Source organism: Nocardia cyriacigeorgica (assembly GCF_029868385.1).
Taxonomy (GTDB): Bacteria; Actinomycetota; Actinomycetes; order Mycobacteriales; family Mycobacteriaceae; genus Nocardia; species Nocardia cyriacigeorgica_F.
On the sequence record NZ_JARWNX010000029.1, the window covers coordinates 136,016 to 155,632 of the forward strand.

The window sequence follows — 19,617 nt, forward strand, 5'->3', positions numbered from 1 at the left end:
TCAGCGCAGATCGCGGAAGAACTCACGGATATCGGAGGTGAGCAGGACCGGCTCCTCCAGCGCCGCGAAATGACCGCCGCGATCGACGTCGATCCACCGGGTGATCGTATCGGCGGTACCCGCGTACTTGCGGATGGCGACATCGTGGGCGAACACGATCACACCGGTCGGCACGCCCGAGTTCTGCTTCGGGGCGCCCCACGGCTGCTCCTGCGCGTACCCCACGTAGGCCGCCGAACCCGCCGTGCCGGTGAGCCAGTACAGCATCACGTTGGTCAGCAGGCGATCCCGGTCGATGATCTTGTCCGGGTCGATCGCCCGCGGATGGGTCCACTCGCGGAACTTGTCCATGATCCAGGCGAGCTGGCCGATCGGCGAATCGACCAGCCCATAGGCCAGCGTCTGCGGACGGGTCGACTGGATCGAGATATAGCCGAACTCCTCCTCCATGAACGCCTCGGTGCGACGGACCCGATCACGTTCCCGTTCGCTCAGCGCCGCCAGCTCCTCCTCCGGGAGGGGCAGCGGGAGGTAGTCGCCGACACCGCCGTTGACGTGCACGCCCGCCACCCGATCCGCGGCGACCCGCCCCAGCTCCGGGCTCACCGCGCCACCGATATCGCCACCCTGGGCGCCGTAGCGCTCATAGCCGAGCCGCGACATCAGCTCCGCCCACGCCGCCGCGATGCGCTCGACGGTCCAACCGGCTTCGGCGACCGGACCGGAGAATCCGAATCCGGGCAGCGACGGGATGACCAGATGGAACGCGTCCGCCGGATCGCCGCCGTGCGCCCGCGGATCGGTCAGCGGACCGATCAGGTCGAGGAATTCGACCACCGAACCGGGCCAGCCGTGCGTGAGGATCAGCGGGAACGCATCCGGTTCGGGCGAGCGGACGTGCAGGAAGTGGATCAGCTGCCCGTCGATCTCGGTGGTGAACTGCGGGAATGCGTTGAGCTGCCGTTCGGCGGCCCGCCAGTCGTAGCCGGTGCGCCAGTAGTCGACCAGCTCGCGCAGCCAGGTGGTCGGCACGCCGGTGTCCCAGCCGTTGCCGGGCAGCGCGGCGGGCCAGCGCGCGTTGTCGAGCCTGCTGCGCAGGTCGTCCAGCTCGCTCTGCGGGATGTCGATGCGGAAGGGAGTGATCGCTGTGCTCATGAGAACTACGTTATGGTCCGGTTAGGGCAACTTCGGCCCTAACCGAAGGGCAGACTGAAAGATATGCGAGAAACTTCGGCACGCCTGCTGCGTCTGCTGTCGCTGTTGCAGATGCATCGGGAGTGGACCGGCGCGGATCTGGCCGGTGAGCTGGGCATTGATACGCGCACCGTGCGTCGCGACATCGATAAGCTGCGCTCGCTCGGCTATCCGGTGGAGGCGGCGCGCGGTGTGGCGGGCTATCGGCTGGGCGCGGGCACCCGGCTGCCGCCGCTGCTGCTCGACGACGATGAAGCGGTGGCCGTGGCCATCGGGCTGCGCACCGCCGCCAGCGGCACCATCTCCGGTATCGAGGACAGTTCACTGCGCGCCCTGACCAAGCTCGAGCAGATGCTGCCGACGCGGTTGCGGCACCGGGTGAGCACACTGCACGAGGCCACGATCACTGTCGGCACCGGTGGGCCGACCGTGGACCCCGATATCCTCACCGCTCTCGCGGGCGCCATCCGCGATCACCACCGCCTACGCTTCGACTACCGAAACCACAATGGCACGACATCTTTGCGCGAGGCCGAACCCCATCGCCTCGCCCACACCGGCCGCCGCTGGTACCTCATCGCCTGGGATACCGACCGCGCGGACTGGCGCACCTTCCGGGTGGATCGCCTCCGCCCCCGCATCCCGACCGGTCCCCGCTTCACCCCGCGCGAGGCGCCTGATCCCGATCTCGCGGGCTATGTCTCGGGTCAGGTGGCGGTGGCGCCGTACCGCTACACCGCCCGCGTGACCATCGGGGTGCCCGCCGAGGTCGCGACCGAGCGGTTGCCACCGACCATCGGCGTCATCGAACCGATCGACGCCGAATCCTGCTCGCTGCGCACCGGTTCCAACTCCCTCGACGAAATCGCGCTCCACCTCGGATTGCTCGATCTACCGATCCGCATCCATGAACCCACGGAGCTGATCGAGCGCATCCGCACGCTCACCGCCCGCCTCACCACCGCCGTCGACGATTGATCCGCGGGCGGGACTGCCACCCCCGCTCAGAGCTACTGGTGTCCATCGGCCGCGACCATCGCCTGCGCGAGAGCTGCGGCCGTCGACGCAGCAGCGCGTCACTTTCCCATCGACGGACTCCGCGGCGCTCGACAGACCGCCGAGTGACTATCGCGCGACCGCGGCCACCGCTTCGATCTCGACCAGCGCGCCGGGCACCGCGAGGCCGGATACCTTCGCGACGGTGATGGCGGGCGGGTTCTCCAGTCGGCCACACGCCTGGCCGAATGCGGCGAAACCCTCTTGGAGCGACGCGTCGTCGCGCAGCAGGATGGTCCATTTGACGACGTCGGCGATCGTCGCACCCGCGGCCTCGAGGCAGGTCGTGAGATTCGCCATCGCCTGCCGCGTCTGGCTGGCGATATCGTCGCCCGCCAACCGTCCGGTGCTGTCGACACCGTTCTGGCCGCCGACATAGATCGTGTCCGCCGCGCTCGCCACCCGCACCACCTGAGTGAAGGCCGGGTTGCTGTGCAGAGATTCGGGGTTGATGTACGTGCTGATCGTCATGATCGCTATGTAACCAGTTAAACTGGTGTCATGCAATCCCGAGCCGATCTGCCGCCCGATCTCCGCCGCCGTTTCCGCACCGGACGTCCCGCCCTCGATCTCGTCCACACCGGCGGTGCGGGTGATCTCTCGGCCTGGGAGATCGTGCACAACATCGAGGACCTGCGCCGATGGCTCACGGTGATCCTGGAGGTCGATGTCATCAGCGCGGAACCGGCCGATCTGCCGCGCATGCGCGCGCTGCGCGCGGCGATCACCCGCGCCGCGTTCGACGCCGCGGCGGGTGCGCCACTGCGCGCCGAGGAGGTGGCGGCGGTGAACGCGGTCGCCGAAGGTCCGTCGCTGATTCCCGTGCTCCACGCGGACGGCACTCGCGGCTACCGCGATCCGACCGCGGCCGCCGCACTGTCCACCCTCGCCCGCGATGCCATCGACCTGTTCTCCGGGCCGTTGGCCGGACGCATTCGGGTATGCGCCGCCGAGGACTGCGGCCTGCTCTTCGTCGATGCGTCCCGCCCCGGCCGTCGACGCTGGTGTTCGATGGACCGCTGCGGCAATCTCGCCAAGGTCCGCCGCTACCGCGGGTCCGATCCGGTGGACGACGGCGAGCGTTAGCCACACCGGGGATCTACCCAGCGGCCCGCGGCATAGCTATCGCCGATCCGCTCGTTCACCACCCGATGAGCACGGCTGCTACGAATCGTGTACCGAGGCAGCCTGTTCGGCGAGACCGCCGAGGATCACGTCCAATCCGGCGCGGAATTCCCGCTCGGGAGCGACGGCTCTGGCGTCGGCGGCGGTCTGCGCGAGCAACGGATACTCCTGCGGCGACAGACCGGCCATGACCGCTGTCCCCGGTCCCGACAGCGCGGCATAGTGCTCGTTCTGCAAGAAACCGAGCAGGTATCCGATGAGCGTGCGCTGGGCGATGACCCGGCGCGCGCCGCTCAACCCGCCATCGGTGAGCGCCGACAGCATCGCCTCGATGAGCCCGAGCGAGCCCTGCGCCGACTGCCGATGCCGCAGAATCAACGGCACCGCTTCCGGATGTTCGGCCGAGGCCAGCCGGGTCCGATCCATGAGCAGCCGAACCCGCTCGCGCCAGTCCAGATCCGGCGACAGGGCCAGGTCGACGGCGGCGAAGATCCGTTCGACCACCAGCACCTCGAGCGCCGCCCGGTCGGCGACGTAGCGGTACAGCGCCATGGTGGCCATGCCGAGTTCCTTGGCGACGGCGCGCATGGTCAGCGCGTCCAGGCCGTCGCGGTCGAGCACGGCGAGCGCGGCGGCGGCCAGATCGTCGGTGGTCAGCGAGCGAGGACGGGGCATGGATTGACAGCGTACGCGATACGCGCATACTGGCCGTAGGCGTACCTTGTACACTCAAAGGAGTTGCCATGCCGCTTCCCACCGCGGTGACCAGCCGCGATCTGGTCACCATTTCCGGCGCCTCGGTGCCGATCCCCGATCCGGACTGCCTCGTCCATCTGCAATTCCGGCGGTTCGCGGGCTGCCCGGTGTGCAGCCTGCATCTGCGTTCGATCGTCGCCCGGCTCGAGGAGATCGTCGCGGCCGATATCCGCGAAGTGGTCGTATTCCATTCCGGCGCCGAGGACCTGCGGACCTACACCGGTGACCTCCCGTTACCGGTGATCGCCGATCCGGGCCGAGTGCTCTACCGCGAGTTCGGCGTGGAATCGGCGCCACGCGCCCTGCTCGATCCGCGTGCCTGGCCCGCCATCGTGCGCGCGGTCGCCCGCGAGCTACGCGCCTCCCGCCGGCCCGGACACATCGCACCACCGACACGCCCCGAGGGCGGGCGGCTCGGCCTGCCCGCGGACTTCCTCATCGCGCCCGACGGCACGGTGATCGCGAGCAAACTCGGCGAGCACGCCGACGACCAATGGTCGGTCGACGAACTGCTCGCGCACGCCGCACGGGCCGAGGTGCGGCGATGAAGATCGCGCGACCGCACCTGACGCGGGCCGCTGCCCTGCTCTCCAGCGGCTTGCTCGCAGGCGCCTTCCTGTACGGCGGCGCCAATGTGCTCTACGCCTTTCGCGAAGTGCCGACCGAAGTGCTGAGCCGCACCGGACATCAGCCGCCGACGACAAGTGGGCCGGCGTCGTTCAGGGCAGCAGGTCGCCCGGGTCGATCGAGAACTCGAACGGGCTCCGCAAGGTCACCTTCTCCCCGGCTGGCACGCGGTGCGTCTGTTCGTACTGGTTATCGCTGCCGAGGGCATGGGCGAACAGTACCGGCAGTTCCTCACCGGGTAGGCGGCCCTTGAACGAGTTGATCTCGAATCGCCAATAGTTCGGGATGCCCGCGGCGGCATAGAGTACGGGCTTGACCATCCGGTCCTGCAAGGTCGTCGGGCCGGAAACGACTTCGACGGCCAGTCGGACTTGCTCGACGGGAATCCCGCGGCCGTCCATCGGAATACTGCCCGCGCCGACGACCAGGTCGGGAATCGGCTCGTCGTCGCCGATCAAGACCCCGACGCCCACGATCGTGAAGAGACCAGGCGGCAACGAATCATCGAGCGCACGCTCCAGCCACTTGATGAGCCACTGGTGGCGCGGTTTGGGCGCGGCATTCACAACGAGCTGGCCATTCAGAACCTCGTAACGCAATCCGTTATCGGGCATTTCGTCAAGGTCTGCGGCCGTCCAACGATCCGACCGGGGAACCGGCATCGCCATCGGAACCACCTCCAGCCACATGTGAGTGAGCACCGGTAGCCGCGGTACCCAGCGAGTTCAGCTCACCACACCGTGTGGCCCGCCTGCGCAGGTACAGCTGATGTACCTGCGCAGGCGGGCCGCTCAGTCCTGGACCTCGCCCACGATCCGTGCCTCGCCCGCGCCGTCGCTCGCCTCGCCAGGGGCGACGAACCAGTGGGTCACTTCCCCGTCGGCGATATCGTCGGCGGGGTCCGCATCGGTCGGCAGGACCGAGAGGGCGCCCGCCGTGGCGGAGGTCAGGAACTCGTCCACCGCGGCACGACCCGCGACCGCCGTGGTGAAGGTGGCCGATTCGTAGTCGATCTCGTTCACCTCGCGCAGGTGTTCGGCGCGGTCGAGGGCCTGGGTTTGGGTCAGGACACTCGGGACGCCGTCGGCGAGGAGGACGAAGGCCGGATGGTCTTCGCCGAGCGGGCGGGCCCGATCGGCATAGGACACCGGGTGGCCGGGTGCGGCGGCCAGTTCGGCGGCGATCTCGGGGTCCGAGGGATCGATACCGGACAGGCCGTCTGCCGGAGCGCCGAGGACGAAAGCGGCTCCGGCGGCGGCGATCTCACCGGCATCGAGACCGGTCGCGAAGAGCAGGGCGGCGCCCGCCTTCTGCACGGCCCAGGCCGCGACGACCGAATCCACCGAACGCGGCAGCGCCACCGCCACGACATCACCGGGGCCGACCTCACGGGCGATGAGCAACCGCGCCAGCTGCGAGGACCGCCGGTCCAGCAGCTGGTAGGCGATCTCATCATCACCGGCGAGCAGCGCGGGCGCCTGCGGATCCTCCTCGACCACCTCGGCCAACACCTTGGCGACGGTGCGGGCACCGACCCGGCCCACCGGTTCCGGTGTCGTGGCCGCGGCGGCGGCCCCGGAATCGGCGAGCAACCGCGCCCGCTCTCCCGCATCGAGGATGTCGATGTCACCGACCAGCGCGCCCGGATCACCGATCAGCGCGTCCAGCACCCGCCGCAACCTGGTCGAGAGCACCTCGACCTCTTCGGCGGTGAACCGGCTGCTCAGGTATTTCAGCGTCAGCTCGATGGTCGATTCGGCCGTCACCAGCAGCGTCAGCGGATAGTGCGTGCCGTCGTTGACGCCGACACCGGTCACCGACATACCGTCGATGGAGCTGGCCGCCGAAATGGCTTCCTTGTCCATCGGATACGACTCGAACACCAGCAGGGTGTCGAACTGCGAGGCCGGTCCGGCGACCCGCTGGATATCGGTGAGCCCGACATAGTGGTGATCGAGCAGATCGGCCTGCTCCCGTTGCAGGGTCTCCAGCATCTCGCCGACAGTCTGCCGATCATCGACACGCACGCGCACGGGCAGCGTATTGATGAACAGACCGACCATCGACTCCACGCCAGGCAGTTCCGCGGGCCGACCCGAAACCGTCGCGCCGAACACCACATCGCCACGGCCGGTGAGCCGGCCGAGCAGAATGCCCCACGCGGCCTGCACCAGCGTGTTCACCGTGACGCCGAGTTCGGCGGCGTGCTTGGTGAGCCTGCGGGTGCGGTCGGCCTCGATCTCGGTGATCAGCTTGCCGATCTCGTACTGTTCGGCGCCGCGCGGCTGCGGTGCGAACTGGGTCGGTTCGCCGACCCCGTCGAGCGCACGTGCCCAGGCCCGCAACGATTCGTCGCGGTCGCGCCCGGCCAGCCAGCCGAGGAAATTGCGGTAGGAGGCCACTCGCGGCAGCGCGGTCTGATCGGCGTGGACCGCATACAGCACCAGCAGATCCCGCATGAGCAGCGGCATGGACCAGCCGTCGAGCAGGATGTGATGGGTGGTGATCGCCAGATGCCACTGGGTCTCGCCGGTGCGGAACAGGGTGAACCGCATCAGCGGCGGCGTCGCCATATCGAAGTGCGTGGCCTGATCGTCGGCGACCCGGCGTTGCAACTCGGCGAGCCGCTCGGCCTCGGGCAGCTCCCGCAGATCCACCTCGGTCCACGGCGCCTCGACCCGATCCAGCACCACCTGCACCGCTTGACCCGACGAATCGGTGACGAACGCGGTGCGCAGGTTCGGATAGCGGTCGATGATGCCCTGCGCCGCCGCCCGCAACCGGGAAACGTCGAGGCTGCCACCGAGATCCACCACGGCCTGCATGGTGTAGACGTCGACGGTCGCCTGCGTCATCAGCGCATGGAACAGCAGACCCGACTGCAACGGCGACAGCGGCCACACCTCCGACAGCGCCGGGAACTCGCGCTCCCACTGCTCGAGATCGGTCTGACCAACGCGCACCAGCGCCATATCCGACGGGGTGAACCCACCGGCCTCCGGACGACGGGCATGCTCGGCCAGCGCGGTGAGCGCGGCCACCCAGAGATCGGCGAACTCACGCACCCGCTCGCTGGTCAGCAACCCGGACGGGAATGCGAACGATGCACCCAGCTCCGGTCCGTTATCGCCATCGGTGACGATGGCATTGATGTCGAGCACCGCGTTGGCGGGCATATGCCGATCCATCTCGACATCGAGCTGACCGAGATCGGCCACCGGCACCCAGCCGAGTTCGGTGAGTTCGGCGGGGATCTCACCGGCCGACATCCGACCCAGATAGTTGAAGCTGATCTGGCCGGTCGAGCCGGTGGCGAGCTGGGCCGCGGTCTCGTCGTTCAGATAGCGCAGCATGCCGTAGCCGAGGCCCTTGTCCGGCATGCCGAGCAGCTGCTCCTTGACCGATTTGACGATCGCGCCGAGCGCGGCGCCACCGGCGAAGGCGTCGTCGAGATCGGCATCGCCGAGCGCGAGCCGCACCGGATAGGCGGCGGTGAACCAGCCGACCGTGCGCGACAGATCCGCGCCGGGCACGACCTCTTCCTCACGACCGTGACCCTCGAGCTTGATCAGCGCCGACCCGTGCCGGTCACCGCGCCAGCGCGCGACCGCCATGGCCAGCGCCGACAGCAGACCGTCGTTGACACCGCCCCGGTACAGACCGGGCACCGCGGTGAGCACGGCATCGGTCACCTCGGCCGACAGCGTCACCTCGACCCGTTCCACGGTGGCGAAGGTGTCGATCGCCGGATCGAACGCCCGCGAACCCAGCTGCGGATCGGGGGTGGCCGTGACCTCCTGCCAGAACGGCAGTTCCGCGACCCGTTCGGCGTCACCGGCCGCGTCGACCAGGCTGTGCGCCCAGCGTCGCATCGAGGTGCCGTTGGCGGGCAACGTCACCGGCTGACCGGCCGCCAGCTGCGACCACGCCACCGCGAAGTCCGGGATCAGGATGCGCCAGGACACACCGTCGACCACGAAGTGGTGGGCGACGATGAGCAGCACATCGCGACGATCGCCGTCGAAGGCGAACCAGACGAACTGCGCCATCGCGGCCGCGGCCGGATCGAGTCGTCCGAGGGCGGCATCGAATTCGGCGGTCGCCAGTTCGGTCAGCTCGGCCTCGGTGATATCCGCCGACGCCTCGACCCGGTGCACCAGCGCGTCGACGTCGACCGCGCCACGTTCGAGCGCCTCGAACATCCACGACTGTCCGTCCCGACGCAACCGCGAGCGCAGCACGTCATGGTGATCGAACACGGCCGCGATGGTGGCGACCAGGGTGGCCCGGTCGATGCCTTCGGGCAGCCGCAGCGCCATCGACTGTGAGAACCGGTCGTAGGACGAACCGCCCGCGAGGATCTGCGCCATGATCGGGGTCAGCGGAATCTCGCCGACACCGCCGCCGGGCAGTTCCGTCAACCGGATCTGGCCGGGCGCCGCACCGAATGTGGCGACCTCGGCCAGCGAGGCCACACTGCGCCGTTCGAACACCTCACGCGGGGTGAACACCACACCGCGCGCCTTGGCCCGTGAGACCAGCTGGATCGACAGGATGCTGTCGCCGCCGAGGGCGAAGAACGAATCGTCCACACCGATCTGGTCCACGCCGAGCACCTCGGCGAACACCTCGGCGATGATCGCCTCGATCTCGGTGACCGGCGCCCGGAATTCGCGCGGCGCCAACTGCGGTTCCGGCAGCGCCTTGCGGTCGAGCTTGCCGACCGGGGTCAGCGGGATCTCGTCGAGCACCACGATCGCGCTCGGCACCATATGCGGCGGCAGACCACGCGAGACGAACTCGGTGAGTTGCTCGGTGTCGATCTCGTGACCCGGCACGGCCAACACATACGACACCAGGATCGTCGCACCTGCCTCGGTGTCGCGGCCGAGCGTGATCGCGAACTCGACATCGGGATGGCGGCCGAGCGCGGTGTCGATCTCGCCGAGTTCGACGCGGAACCCACGGATCTTCACCTGGAAGTCCGAACGGCCGACATAGTCGAGTTCCCAGTTCACCTCGGCGAGCGCGGTATTGCCCGCCCGCTGCTCGGGTTCGGCGTACCAGCGCACTACGTCACCGGTGCGGTACATGCGCGCGCCCTCGGTGCTCCACGGGTTGGCGACGAACCGGTCGGCGGTGAGATCTGGCCGGTTGTGGTAGCCACGCGCCAGCGCGCCACCGGCCAGGTACAGCTCACCGGCCACACCCGGCGGCACCGGGTTCAGCCGTGCGTCGAGCACCAGGGCGGTCATACCGTGCACCGGGCGGCCGACGGTGATGTGACGACCGGGGTTCAGCCGCGCGTAGGAGGAGATGATGGTCGTCTCGGTCGGACCGTAGGCGTTGAAGTACTTACGGCCCGGCTCCCACTTGGCGAGCAGCTCCTGGGTGGTGACGTCACCGCCGACGGAGGCGACCTCGAGCGCCTCCATCCCTTCGGGATCGACCGTGCCGAGCACCGCGGGGGTGATGATCGTATGCGTCACCCGCTCGCTGCGCAGCAGCTCGGCCAGGTCCGGGCCACCGATGATGGTGGACGGCACGATCACCAGCGTGGCGCCGGTGTAGCCCGCGCACACCCATTCCAGCACCGACGGATCGAAGCTCGGTGAGCAGATGTGCAGGAACCGGTGATGCGATTTCAGGTGGTACAGATCGGTCGCCACATCGGCCAGGCCGCCGATACCGGCGTGGGTGACCATGACGCCCTTGGGCAGACCGGTCGAACCGGAGGTGTAGATGACATAGGCCGGATGACGCATGGCCAGCGAGCTGATCCGGTCGGCGTCGGTGACCGGGGCCGCCGACTGTGCGGCGATCAGATCACCGGTGGCCGGATCGTCCAGACGCAGCCATTCCACCTCGCGCGGCAGCCGGTCCAGGTACTCGTCCGAGGTCAGGCCGAGCACGGCGCCGGAGTCGTTGACCATATGGCGCATCCGGTCTTCCGGATACGTCGGGTCGATCGGCACATGCGCGCCACCGGCCTTGGCCACCGCCCAGAACGCGGCGACCATCTCGTAGGAGCGCGGGAACGACAGTGCGACGATGCGCTCCGGCCCGACCCCACGGTCGATGAGCACCCGCGCCAGGCGCGAGGAGTACTCGTCGAGTTCGCGGTAGGTGATGGAGCGGCCCTCGTAACGCACCGCGATCTGCTCCGGGTTCAGGGTGGCGCCGCGGTTGAGCAGGTCCGGCAGCAGGCCGGTGGCCATCACGTCTTCGCCGTGCACATGCGTCAGCAGTTCGTACTCGGCCTCGTCCAGGATGGACAGATCGCCCACCGGCCGCTGCGGTGCCGCGGTGATCGCCTCGAGCAGCATGGTGAAGCGACGCGCGAACACCTCGACGGTGGCGTCGTCGAACAGGTCACGCGCGAAGGAGAATTCGGCGTACATGCCAGCGCCGTCGTCACCGGCGGCTTCCCGGATGGTCAGCGACAGATCGAACTTGGCGGTGTCGACGTCGAAATCGACGGCCCCGACGTGCAATCCGGGCAGTTCGAAACTGTTCTCCGGCAGGTTCTCGAACGACAGCGCCACCTGGAACAGCGGATGCCGCGCGGTCGAACGCTCCGGGTTGAGCAGTTCCACCAGCCGCTCGAACGGCAGATCGGCGTGCGCGAAGGCCTGGAGGTCGGCGTCCTTGGTGGCGGCGAGCAGCTCACCGAAGGTGAGTTCACCGCGCACATGGGAGCGCAGCACCAGGGTGTTGACGAACATGCCGATGACGTCGTCGAGTTCGGCTTCACCGCGACCGGCGATGGGGGTGCCGATGGCGATGTCGTCGGTACCCGACATACGTGCAAGGAATACCGCGAGCGCGGTGTGCACGACCATGAACATGGTCGCGTTCTGCTGGCGGGCCACCTCGGTGAGCCTGCGATGCAGGTCGGCCTCGATCGGGAACACCACGCGCCCACCGGCGAAGGACTGGGTGGTCGGCCGGGTGCGGTCGGCGGGCAGGTTCAGCTCATCGGGCAGTCCGGCCAGCGCGGCGCGCCAGTAGTCGGCCTGCTTGCTGATCAGGCTCTCCGGGTCCGATTCCGAACCGAGCACCTCGCGCTGCCAGACGCTGAAGTCGGCGTACTGCACCGGCAGTGGCGCCCAGCCCGGCTCGACACCGCCCGCACGGGAGGCGTAGGCCACCATGACGTCGCGGGTGAGCGGTCCCATGGACCAGCCGTCGGCGCTGATGTGGTGCGCCACGAACACGAGCACGTATTCGGCCGCCGATGCGCCCGCCTCCGCCTCGACGCGGAACAGCTTCGCGCGCAACGGCACTTCCACCGTCACATCGAATCCGGCGGCGACGGCCTCGACGATCCGCTCCCGCAGTTCCCCGGCGCCGACGGCGATCGGCGTCAGATCCGGTACGGCCTGGTCGGCGGGCAGGATCACCTGATGCGCGGTGCCACCCTGTTCGGGGTAGACGGTGCGCAGGGTCTCGTGCCTGCCGACGACATCGGCGACGGCCAGCTGGAGCGCGGCGACATCGAGGTCACCGGTCAGCCGGACCGCGACCGGAATGTTGTTGACGGCCGAGGCGGTGTCGAACTGGTTGAGGAACCACATCCGCTGCTGCGCCAGCGACAACGGCACCTGCTCCGGCCGCGGTCCGGCGACCAGTGCGCGACGCCCACCGGCGCCCGCGTCCTGTTCGACCTTCACCGCGAGCCCGGCCACCGTCGACGCCTCGAACAGCGCACGCACCGGAACCCGAGAATCCAGCGCCGCACCCAGCCGGGCCGCGACCTGGGTGGCCAGCAGCGAGTTACCGCCGAGAGCGAAGAAGTCGTCGTCGGCGCCGACCCGTTCCGCACCGAGCACCTCGGCGAACACGCCCGCCACGATCTCCTCGATCGGAGTCGACGGCGCACGGAACTCCTGGACCTCGAATTCCGGCTCCGGCAGCGCCTTACGATCCAGCTTGCCGTTCACGTTCAACGGCAGCGCGTCGAGCACCACGAAGGCCGAAGGCACCATGTAGGACGGCAGGGCCGCCGAGAGCGCCGACTTCACCTGCGCGATATCGAGGCCGTCGCGTTCCACGTGCGCCGCCGACGGCACCAGATAGGCGACCAGACGATCGCCGGTGCGCGCATCCGAGGTCGCAAGCACCGCGGTCTGCGCGATCTCCGGCAGCGCGAGCAACGCCGACTCGATCTCACCCAGCTCGATACGGAAGCCACGGATCTTCACCTGGAAGTCGGTGCGGCCCCGGTACTCCAGCTCGCCGTGACCGTTCCAGGCCACCAGGTCACCGGTGCGGTACATCCGCTCACCGGACCCGAACGGGTTGGCGACGAACCGATCCGCGGACAGATCCGCCCGACCGAAGTAGCCGCGCGCCAGCTGCGCGCCCGCCAGATACAGCTCACCCGCCACACCGTCGGGTACCGGGTTCAGGCGTGCGTCGAGCACATAGACCTGGCTGTTCCACTGCGGCACACCGATCGGCACCGAGGTGGTGTCGGCCGCGCCGACCCGGTGGGTGGTGATCGAGACCGCGGCCTCGGTCGGACCGTAGAGGTTGAACAGTTCGATGCGTGGGTGTTCGGCGCGGAAACGCTTGGCCAGCGCACCGGGCAGCGCCTCGCCGATGGCGAGCACCCGCCACAGCGAATCCGGCAGTTCACCGGTGAGCAGCGCGTCCAGCATGGACGGCACCACATGCAGGGTGGTCACCCATTCGCGGGCCATCAGCTCGTTCAGGTACGCCGGATCGCGATGACCGTCGGGCGAGGCGATGACCAACCGGCCACCGCACACCGCCGCCGACCAGAATTCCCAGACCGACAGGTCGAAGGTCGCCGCCGTCTTCAACAGCACCGCGTCGGCCGCGTCGAGCCCGAATTCGGCGATCTTGTACTGCAATTGGTTCGCGATCGCCGCATGCGGCACCGCGACACCCTTCGGGCGGCCGGTCGAACCGGAGGTGAAGATGACGTAGGCGGTGTGCTGCGGCCGCAGCGGCGCCACCCGATCGGCATCGCCGACCGGCGCCTCGCTGTACCCGGACAGATCCAGTTCGTCCAGCGAGAAGACCTGTGCCGCAGCCACATCGAATTCGGCGTCGTCGTTGGTCAGCACGCAGACCGGTGCGGCCGTTTCCAGGATGTAGCCGGTGCGTTCGGCGGGCTGATCCGGGTCGAGCGGCACATAGGCGCCACCGGCCTTGGTCACCGCGTACATGGCGACCACCAGATCCACCGAACGCCGCAGCGCGAGCGCGACCCGCGATTCGGGACCGACCCCGAGTGAGATCAGGTGCCGGGCCAGGCGATTGACGCGGGCGTCGAGTTCACCGTAGGTGAGCTGGGCGCCGTCGTCGGTGACCAGCGCGACCGACTTCGGTAGCGCCGTGACCGTGGCGTCGAGCAGTGTGACCAGCGTGGCGTCGGTGTCGACGCGATGGTCGGTGGCATTGCGACCGGCCAGCAACCGGGTCCGCTCGGCGCTGTCGAGCAGTTCGATATCGCCGACCGCAGTCCGCGGGGCGGCGACGATCTCGCCGAGCAGGCGGGCGAACCGGTCGACGAAGCCCTGCACGGTGCCGTGATCGAACAGATCGGTCGCGTAGGTGAAGAAGCCGGTGATGCCGACGGGCTCACCCGCCTCGCCGTAGCGGTCGGTGGCGATCAGATGCAGATCGAACTGCGAGAGCTTGGTGTCGATATCGAGACCCGATACCGCGAGCCCCGGCAGTTCCAGGCTCGCCTGCGCCAGGTTCTGGAACGACAGCCCCACCTGGAACAGCGGATGGCGCGCGGTGGAGCGCACCGGGTTGAGCACCTCGACCAGCCGCTCGAACGGCACATCGGCATTGGCGAACGCCTGGATATCGATATCGCGCTGTGTGGTGAGCAGTTCGGTGAACGGTGCACCGGCATCTACACGGGTGCGGAACACCAGCGTGTTGACGAACATGCCGATCAGGTCGTCGAGTACCGCCTCACCGCGACCGGCCATCGGGGTGCCGATGGCGATATCGTCGGTGCCCGACAGCCGCGCGAGCAGTACCGCGAGCGCGGTGTGCACGACCATGAACAGCGTCGCGCCTTCGGCCCGCGCCAGTTCGATCAGCGCGCGATGCGTTTCGGCGTCCACATGCAGTTCGACCTTGCCGCCCGCGAAACTCTGCACGGCCGGACGTGGCCGGTCCGACGGCAGATCCAGCTGGTCGGGCAGGTCGGCGAGCGCTTCGGCCCAGTACGCGACCTGTTTGGCGGCCAGCGACTTCGGGTCGTTCTCGTCGCCGAGCAGCTCACGCTGCCAGATGCTGTAGTCGGCGTACTGCACCGCCAGCGGCGCCCAGCCCGGCGCCTCGCCGCCCGAGCGGGCCGCATAGGCGGTCATCAGATCCCTGGTCAGCGGGCCGACCGAGGAGCCGTCACCGGAGATGTGGTGCACGACCATCGCGAGCACGTACTCCCGCTGCGGCGCACCGGCCTCGTCCGCGATCTGGAACAGCGCCAGCTTCATCGGCACCTCGGTGGTGACGTCGAAGATGGTCGAGGTCAGTTCCACCACGGCGGCTTCGACCTCGTCCGGTGCGACGACGCGCACGTCCAGGCGCGGAATCGCCCGCGCCGGAGGCAGGATCACCTGCACCGGATCGCCGGTGCCGATCGCGCCGTCCCCGGCTTGCGGGTAGACCGTGCGCAGGATCTCGTGCCTGGTGACCAGGTCCGCGATCGCGGCACGCAACGCCGCCACATCCAGATCGCCGCTCAGTCGCACCGCGATGGGCACGTTGTAGGCGGCCGAGGACGTGTCGAAACGGTTGAGGAACCACATCCGCTGCTGGGCCAGCGACAGCGGAATCCGCTCCGGCCGCGGGCCGGCGGTGAGCGCCTTGCGCCCGCCCGCCTCGGCATGCTGCTCCACCCGCACCGCGAGCGCGGCCACGGTGGAGGCCTCGAACAGCAGACGCACCGGCACTCTGGTGTCGAGCGCCTCGCCCAGCCTGGCCGCCACCTGGGTGGCCAGCAGTGAGTTACCGCCCCAGGCGAAGAAATCGTCGTCGAGGCCGAGTCGTTTGGTCTCGGAGTCGGGACGATCGGCGACCCGCAGCACCTCGGCGAACACATTCGCCACGATCTGCTCGATCGGGGTGACCGGCGCCCGGAACACCGCCTTCTCGAACGTGGGTTCCGGCAGCGCCTTACGGTCCAGCTTGCCGTTGGCGTTCAACGGCAGCGCGTCGAGTTCGACCACCACCGACGGCACCATGTACGACGGCAGTTCCGCCGCCAGCGCCGCCTGCAACTGCCGCTGCTCGATCGGGCCGTCGGCGGGCACCACGTACGCGACGAGCCGGTCACCGATATTGGGGTCGGTGTGCGCGAGCACCGCGGCGGCGCTCACGGCGGACTGCCGCAGCAGGGCCGCTTCGATCTCGCCCAGTTCGATACGGAAACCACGGATCTTCACCTGGAAGTCGGTGCGGCCCCGGTACTCCAGCTCCCCGTGACCGTTCCAGGCCACCAGGTCACCGGTGCGGTACATCCGCTCACCGGACCCGAACGGATCGGCGACGAACCGGTCTGCGGTCAGATCGGCACGGCCGAAGTAACCGCGCGCCAGCTGCGCACCGGCCAGGTACAGCTCACCGGATACGCCCACCGGCACCGGTCGCAACCGGGCGTCGAGGACGTAGACGCGGCTGTTCCATTCCGGTGCACCGATCGGCACCGACGGCTCATCGGCCACGGTCACCCGGTGGCTGGTGATCGAGACCGCGGCCTCGGTCGGGCCGTACAAGTTGAACAGTTCGCTGCCGTTACCGGCGAGGAAGCGCTGGGCGGTCGCGGCGGGCAGCGCCTCACCGATGGCGAGCACCCGGCGCAGCGAGTCGGGCAGACGTCCGCCGGCCTCGGTGAGCAGAGCGTCCAGCATCGACGGCACCACATGCAGCGTGGTGACATCGGTATCGCGCATCAGTTCGTTGAGGTACGACGGATCGCGATGGCCCTCGGCGGTGGCGATCACCAGGCGGCCACCGCATACGGCGGCCGTCCAGAACTCCCAGACCGACAGGTCGAAGGTCGCGGCGGTCTTCAACAGCACCGCATCATCGGCGCCGAGCGCGAATTCGGCGGCCTCCCACAGCAACTGGTTGACGATCGCCGCGTGCGGCACCGCAACACCCTTGGGCTGACCGGTCGAACCCGAGGTGAAGATGACGTAGGCGGTATGCGCCGGGGTCAGTTCACCGCGACGTTCGTCGGCGGCCACCGGACCGGCGGCGAAGCCGGACAGGTCGAGGTCGTCGATGCGCACGGTCTCGGCCGCGACGGCACGGAAATCGTCGCGCGCGGTGGTCAGCACGCAGACCGGTGCCGCGGTGGCGAGGATGTAGTCGGTGCGTTCGGCGGGCTGATCCGGGTCGATCGGTACATACGCGGCACCGGCCTTTGCGACGGCGTACATGGCGATCACCAGATCGGCGCTGCGCCGGATGGCCAGCGCCACCCGATCCTCCGGTCCGACCCCGCGCCCGATCAGATAGCGGGCCAGACGGTTGACGCGCTCGTCGAGATCGGCGTACGACAGGCTCGCGACACCATCGGCGACCAACGCCACGGCGTCCGGCGTTGCCGCGACGGTCGCGTCGAGCAGCGACACCAGCGTGGCGGAGGCGTCGACGGTGTGCGCGGTGTCGTTCCACTCGGTGACGATGCGCTCGGTCTCGGCCGGTGCCAGCAGATCGATCTCGCCCACGGGCACGGTCGCGTCCTCGACGACCGCGTCGAGCACCCGGAGGAAGCGGTCGGCGAAGCTTTGGACCGTCGCTTCGTCGAACAGGTCGATGGCATAACCGAATTCGGTGATGATCTCGGCCGGGGTGCCGTCGTCGGCGTAACGGTCGTAGAGCGTGACGTGCAGATCGGTCTTGGCCAGCTGCGAATCAAAGTTGACCGCGCTCACCGAGAGACCGGGCAGTTCGAAGGTGGTCTCGGCCAGGTTCTGGAACGACAGACCCACCTGGAACAGCGGGTTGCGCGCGGTCGAACGCACCGGGTTGAGCACCTCGACCAGGCGCTCGAACGGTACGTCGGCGTTGGCGAACGCCTCCAGATCGCGTTCCTTCACATCGGCGAGTAGATCGGCGAACCGGTCGCCGGGCGTCACCGCGGTGCGGAACACCAGGGTGTTGACGAACATGCCGATCAGATCATCGAGTTCACGTTCACCACGGCCCGCGATCGGGGTGCCGACGGCGATGTCATCGGTGCCCGACAGGCGCGACAGCAGGACCGCGAGCGCGGCGTGCACCACCATGAACAGCGAGGCATTGTTGGCCCGTGCCAGCTCGTGCAGGCGGGCGTGGCGCTGCGGGTCGATCTCGAACCGGATGGCCTTGCCGTGGAACGACTGTGCGGGCGGACGCGGCCGGTCGGCGGGCAGTTCCAGCTGGTCCGGCAGATCGGCCAGCGCCGACTTCCAGTACGCGACCTGTTTGGCGGCCAGCGATTCGGGATCGTCCTCGTCACCGAGCACGGACCGCTGCCACAGCGCATAGTCGGCGTACTGCACCGGCAGCGGCGCCCACTGCGGAGCGTCACCGGCGACGCGGGCGACATAGGCGGCCATCACGTCACGGGCCAGCGGACCCATGGACGAGCCGTCGGCGGCGACGTGGTGCACGGTGAAGGCGAGTACGTGATCGTCGGTGGCGGTGCCGGTGTCGTCGGCGACGATGCGGAACAGCGCCACCGCGAGCGGCACCTCGACGGTGACGTCGAAGGTGGTCATGGCGAATTCGATGACCTTGGCGACCAGTTCGGATTCGGGTACCGCGATCACCGTCAGATGCGGGGCGGAGCGCTCGGCCGAACCGATCACCTGGTGCGGGCCGTCGGCGGAGCGCGGGTAGATCGTGCGCAGCACCTCGTGCCGGATGAACACGTCGCCGATGGCCTGTTCCAGGGCACCGACATCCAGGCGACCCGACAGCCGGACCGCGAGCGGGATGTTGTCCACCGCTGATGTGGCGGTATCGAACTGGTTGAGGAACCAGTACCGCTGCTGGGCGGGTGAGAGCGGAATGCGGTCCGGACGCTCCCCCGCCGTCAGCTCGGGCCTGGCCCGGCCGGAACCGGCATTGCGTTCCACCCGGCCCGCCAGTGCGGCGACGGTGGAGGCCTCGAACAGGTCGCGCACGGCGAGCTGGGTGTCGAGTGCGGCGCCGAGTCGCGCGGTGACCTGGGTGGCGAGCAGTGAATTGCCGCCGAGGGTGAAGAAATCGTCGTCGAGGCCGATCCTGGCCACGCCGAGCACATCGGCGAAGGTACCGGCGACGATCTCTTCGATCGGCGTGGACGGTGCGCGGAATGCCTTGGCCTCGAACACCGGCGCGGGCAGCGCCTTGCGGTCGAGCTTGCCGGAGGCGTTGAGCGGGAACTCGTCGAGCACCACGAATGCCGTCGGCACCATGTACGCGGGCAGTTCGCCACCGAGCCGGGTGCGCACACCGTCGATATCGATGCTCTGGCCCGCGGCGGCCACCAGGTAGCCGACCAGCTGATCGCCGAGGCGGTCATCGGAGCGGACCACGACGACGGATTGGGCGATCTCGTCCATGGCGGTCAGCGCCGCCTCGATCTCACCGAGTTCGATACGCAGACCACGCAACTTCACCTGGAAATCGGTGCGGCCCAGATACTCCAGCTCACCATCAGCGGTCCACGCCACCAGGTCACCGGTGCGGTACATGCGCTCAGAAGAACCGAACGGATTCGCCACGAACCGATCACTGGTCAGATCAGGACGCGCCACATAACCACGCGCCAACTGCGAGCCCGCCAGATACAACTCACCCGCCACACCCACCGGCACCGGACGCAGCCGC

At 68.6% G+C, this 19,617-nt stretch carries 8 protein-coding genes; 3 read left to right on the forward strand and 5 right to left on the reverse strand.

The window, feature by feature from the left end:
* Nucleotides 1-1,155: an epoxide hydrolase family protein gene (locus QH168_RS06390; protein WP_280233535.1), complete on the reverse strand. Its 1,155-nt coding sequence runs from the start codon at nucleotides 1,153-1,155 to the stop codon at nucleotides 1-3.
* A 63-nt stretch (nucleotides 1,156-1,218) separates the two neighbouring features.
* Between QH168_RS06390 and QH168_RS06395 the strand changes: the two genes are divergently transcribed.
* The gene (locus QH168_RS06395) at nucleotides 1,219-2,172 is read left to right on the forward strand and encodes a helix-turn-helix transcriptional regulator (RefSeq protein WP_280233536.1); all 954 of its coding nucleotides are present in this window, start codon (nucleotides 1,219-1,221) and stop codon (nucleotides 2,170-2,172) included.
* A gap of 147 nt (nucleotides 2,173-2,319) precedes the next feature.
* Here the strand turns inward: QH168_RS06395 and QH168_RS06400 are convergent, their stop codons facing one another.
* Nucleotides 2,320-2,721, reverse strand: coding sequence for a RidA family protein (locus QH168_RS06400; RefSeq protein WP_280233537.1), 402 nt, complete (start codon nucleotides 2,719-2,721; stop codon nucleotides 2,320-2,322).
* 30 nt (nucleotides 2,722-2,751) lie between these two features.
* Between QH168_RS06400 and QH168_RS06405 the strand changes: the two genes are divergently transcribed.
* A complete protein-coding gene (locus QH168_RS06405; RefSeq protein WP_280233538.1) occupies nucleotides 2,752-3,336 on the forward strand; it encodes a CGNR zinc finger domain-containing protein in 585 nt (194 codons plus the stop codon).
* A gap of 78 nt (nucleotides 3,337-3,414) precedes the next feature.
* Here QH168_RS06405 and QH168_RS06410 read toward each other — a convergent pair whose 3' ends face one another.
* A complete protein-coding gene (locus QH168_RS06410; protein WP_280233539.1) occupies nucleotides 3,415-4,050 on the reverse strand; it encodes a TetR/AcrR family transcriptional regulator in 636 nt (211 codons plus the stop codon).
* 68 nt (nucleotides 4,051-4,118) lie between these two features.
* Here QH168_RS06410 and QH168_RS06415 point away from each other — a divergent pair, with 68 nt between their 5' ends.
* Nucleotides 4,119-4,679 carry a peroxiredoxin-like family protein gene (locus QH168_RS06415; protein WP_280233540.1) on the forward strand — a complete coding sequence of 187 codons (561 nt, stop codon included), beginning with the start codon at nucleotides 4,119-4,121 and terminating at the stop codon, nucleotides 4,677-4,679.
* Between the two features lie 171 nt (nucleotides 4,680-4,850).
* Here the strand turns inward: QH168_RS06415 and QH168_RS06420 are convergent, their stop codons facing one another.
* Both QH168_RS06420 and QH168_RS06425 read right to left on the reverse strand, forming a co-directional pair.
* On the reverse strand, nucleotides 4,851-5,426 hold the full coding sequence (locus QH168_RS06420) for a Uma2 family endonuclease (RefSeq protein ID WP_280233541.1): 576 nt from the start codon (nucleotides 5,424-5,426) through the stop codon (nucleotides 4,851-4,853).
* A 123-nt stretch (nucleotides 5,427-5,549) separates the two neighbouring features.
* The coding region (locus QH168_RS06425; RefSeq protein ID WP_432421043.1) for an amino acid adenylation domain-containing protein at nucleotides 5,550-19,617 on the reverse strand (14,068 nt) is incomplete at its 5' end.

Excerpts from the sequence above, each read along its gene's own strand:
- QH168_RS06390 (WP_280233535.1), bottom strand. The coding sequence starts at position 1,155 with ATGAGCACAGCGATCACTCCCTTCCGCATCGACATCCCGCAGAGCGAG.
- QH168_RS06395 (WP_280233536.1), top strand. The coding sequence starts at position 1,219 with ATGCGAGAAACTTCGGCACGCCTGCTGCGTCTGCTGTCGCTGTTGCAG.
- QH168_RS06400 (WP_280233537.1), bottom strand. The coding sequence starts at position 2,721 with ATGACGATCAGCACGTACATCAACCCCGAATCTCTGCACAGCAACCCG.
- QH168_RS06405 (WP_280233538.1), top strand. The coding sequence starts at position 2,752 with ATGCAATCCCGAGCCGATCTGCCGCCCGATCTCCGCCGCCGTTTCCGC.
- QH168_RS06410 (WP_280233539.1), bottom strand. The coding sequence starts at position 4,050 with ATGCCCCGTCCTCGCTCGCTGACCACCGACGATCTGGCCGCCGCCGCG.
- QH168_RS06415 (WP_280233540.1), top strand. The coding sequence starts at position 4,119 with ATGCCGCTTCCCACCGCGGTGACCAGCCGCGATCTGGTCACCATTTCC.
- QH168_RS06420 (WP_280233541.1), bottom strand. The coding sequence starts at position 5,426 with ATGGCGATGCCGGTTCCCCGGTCGGATCGTTGGACGGCCGCAGACCTT.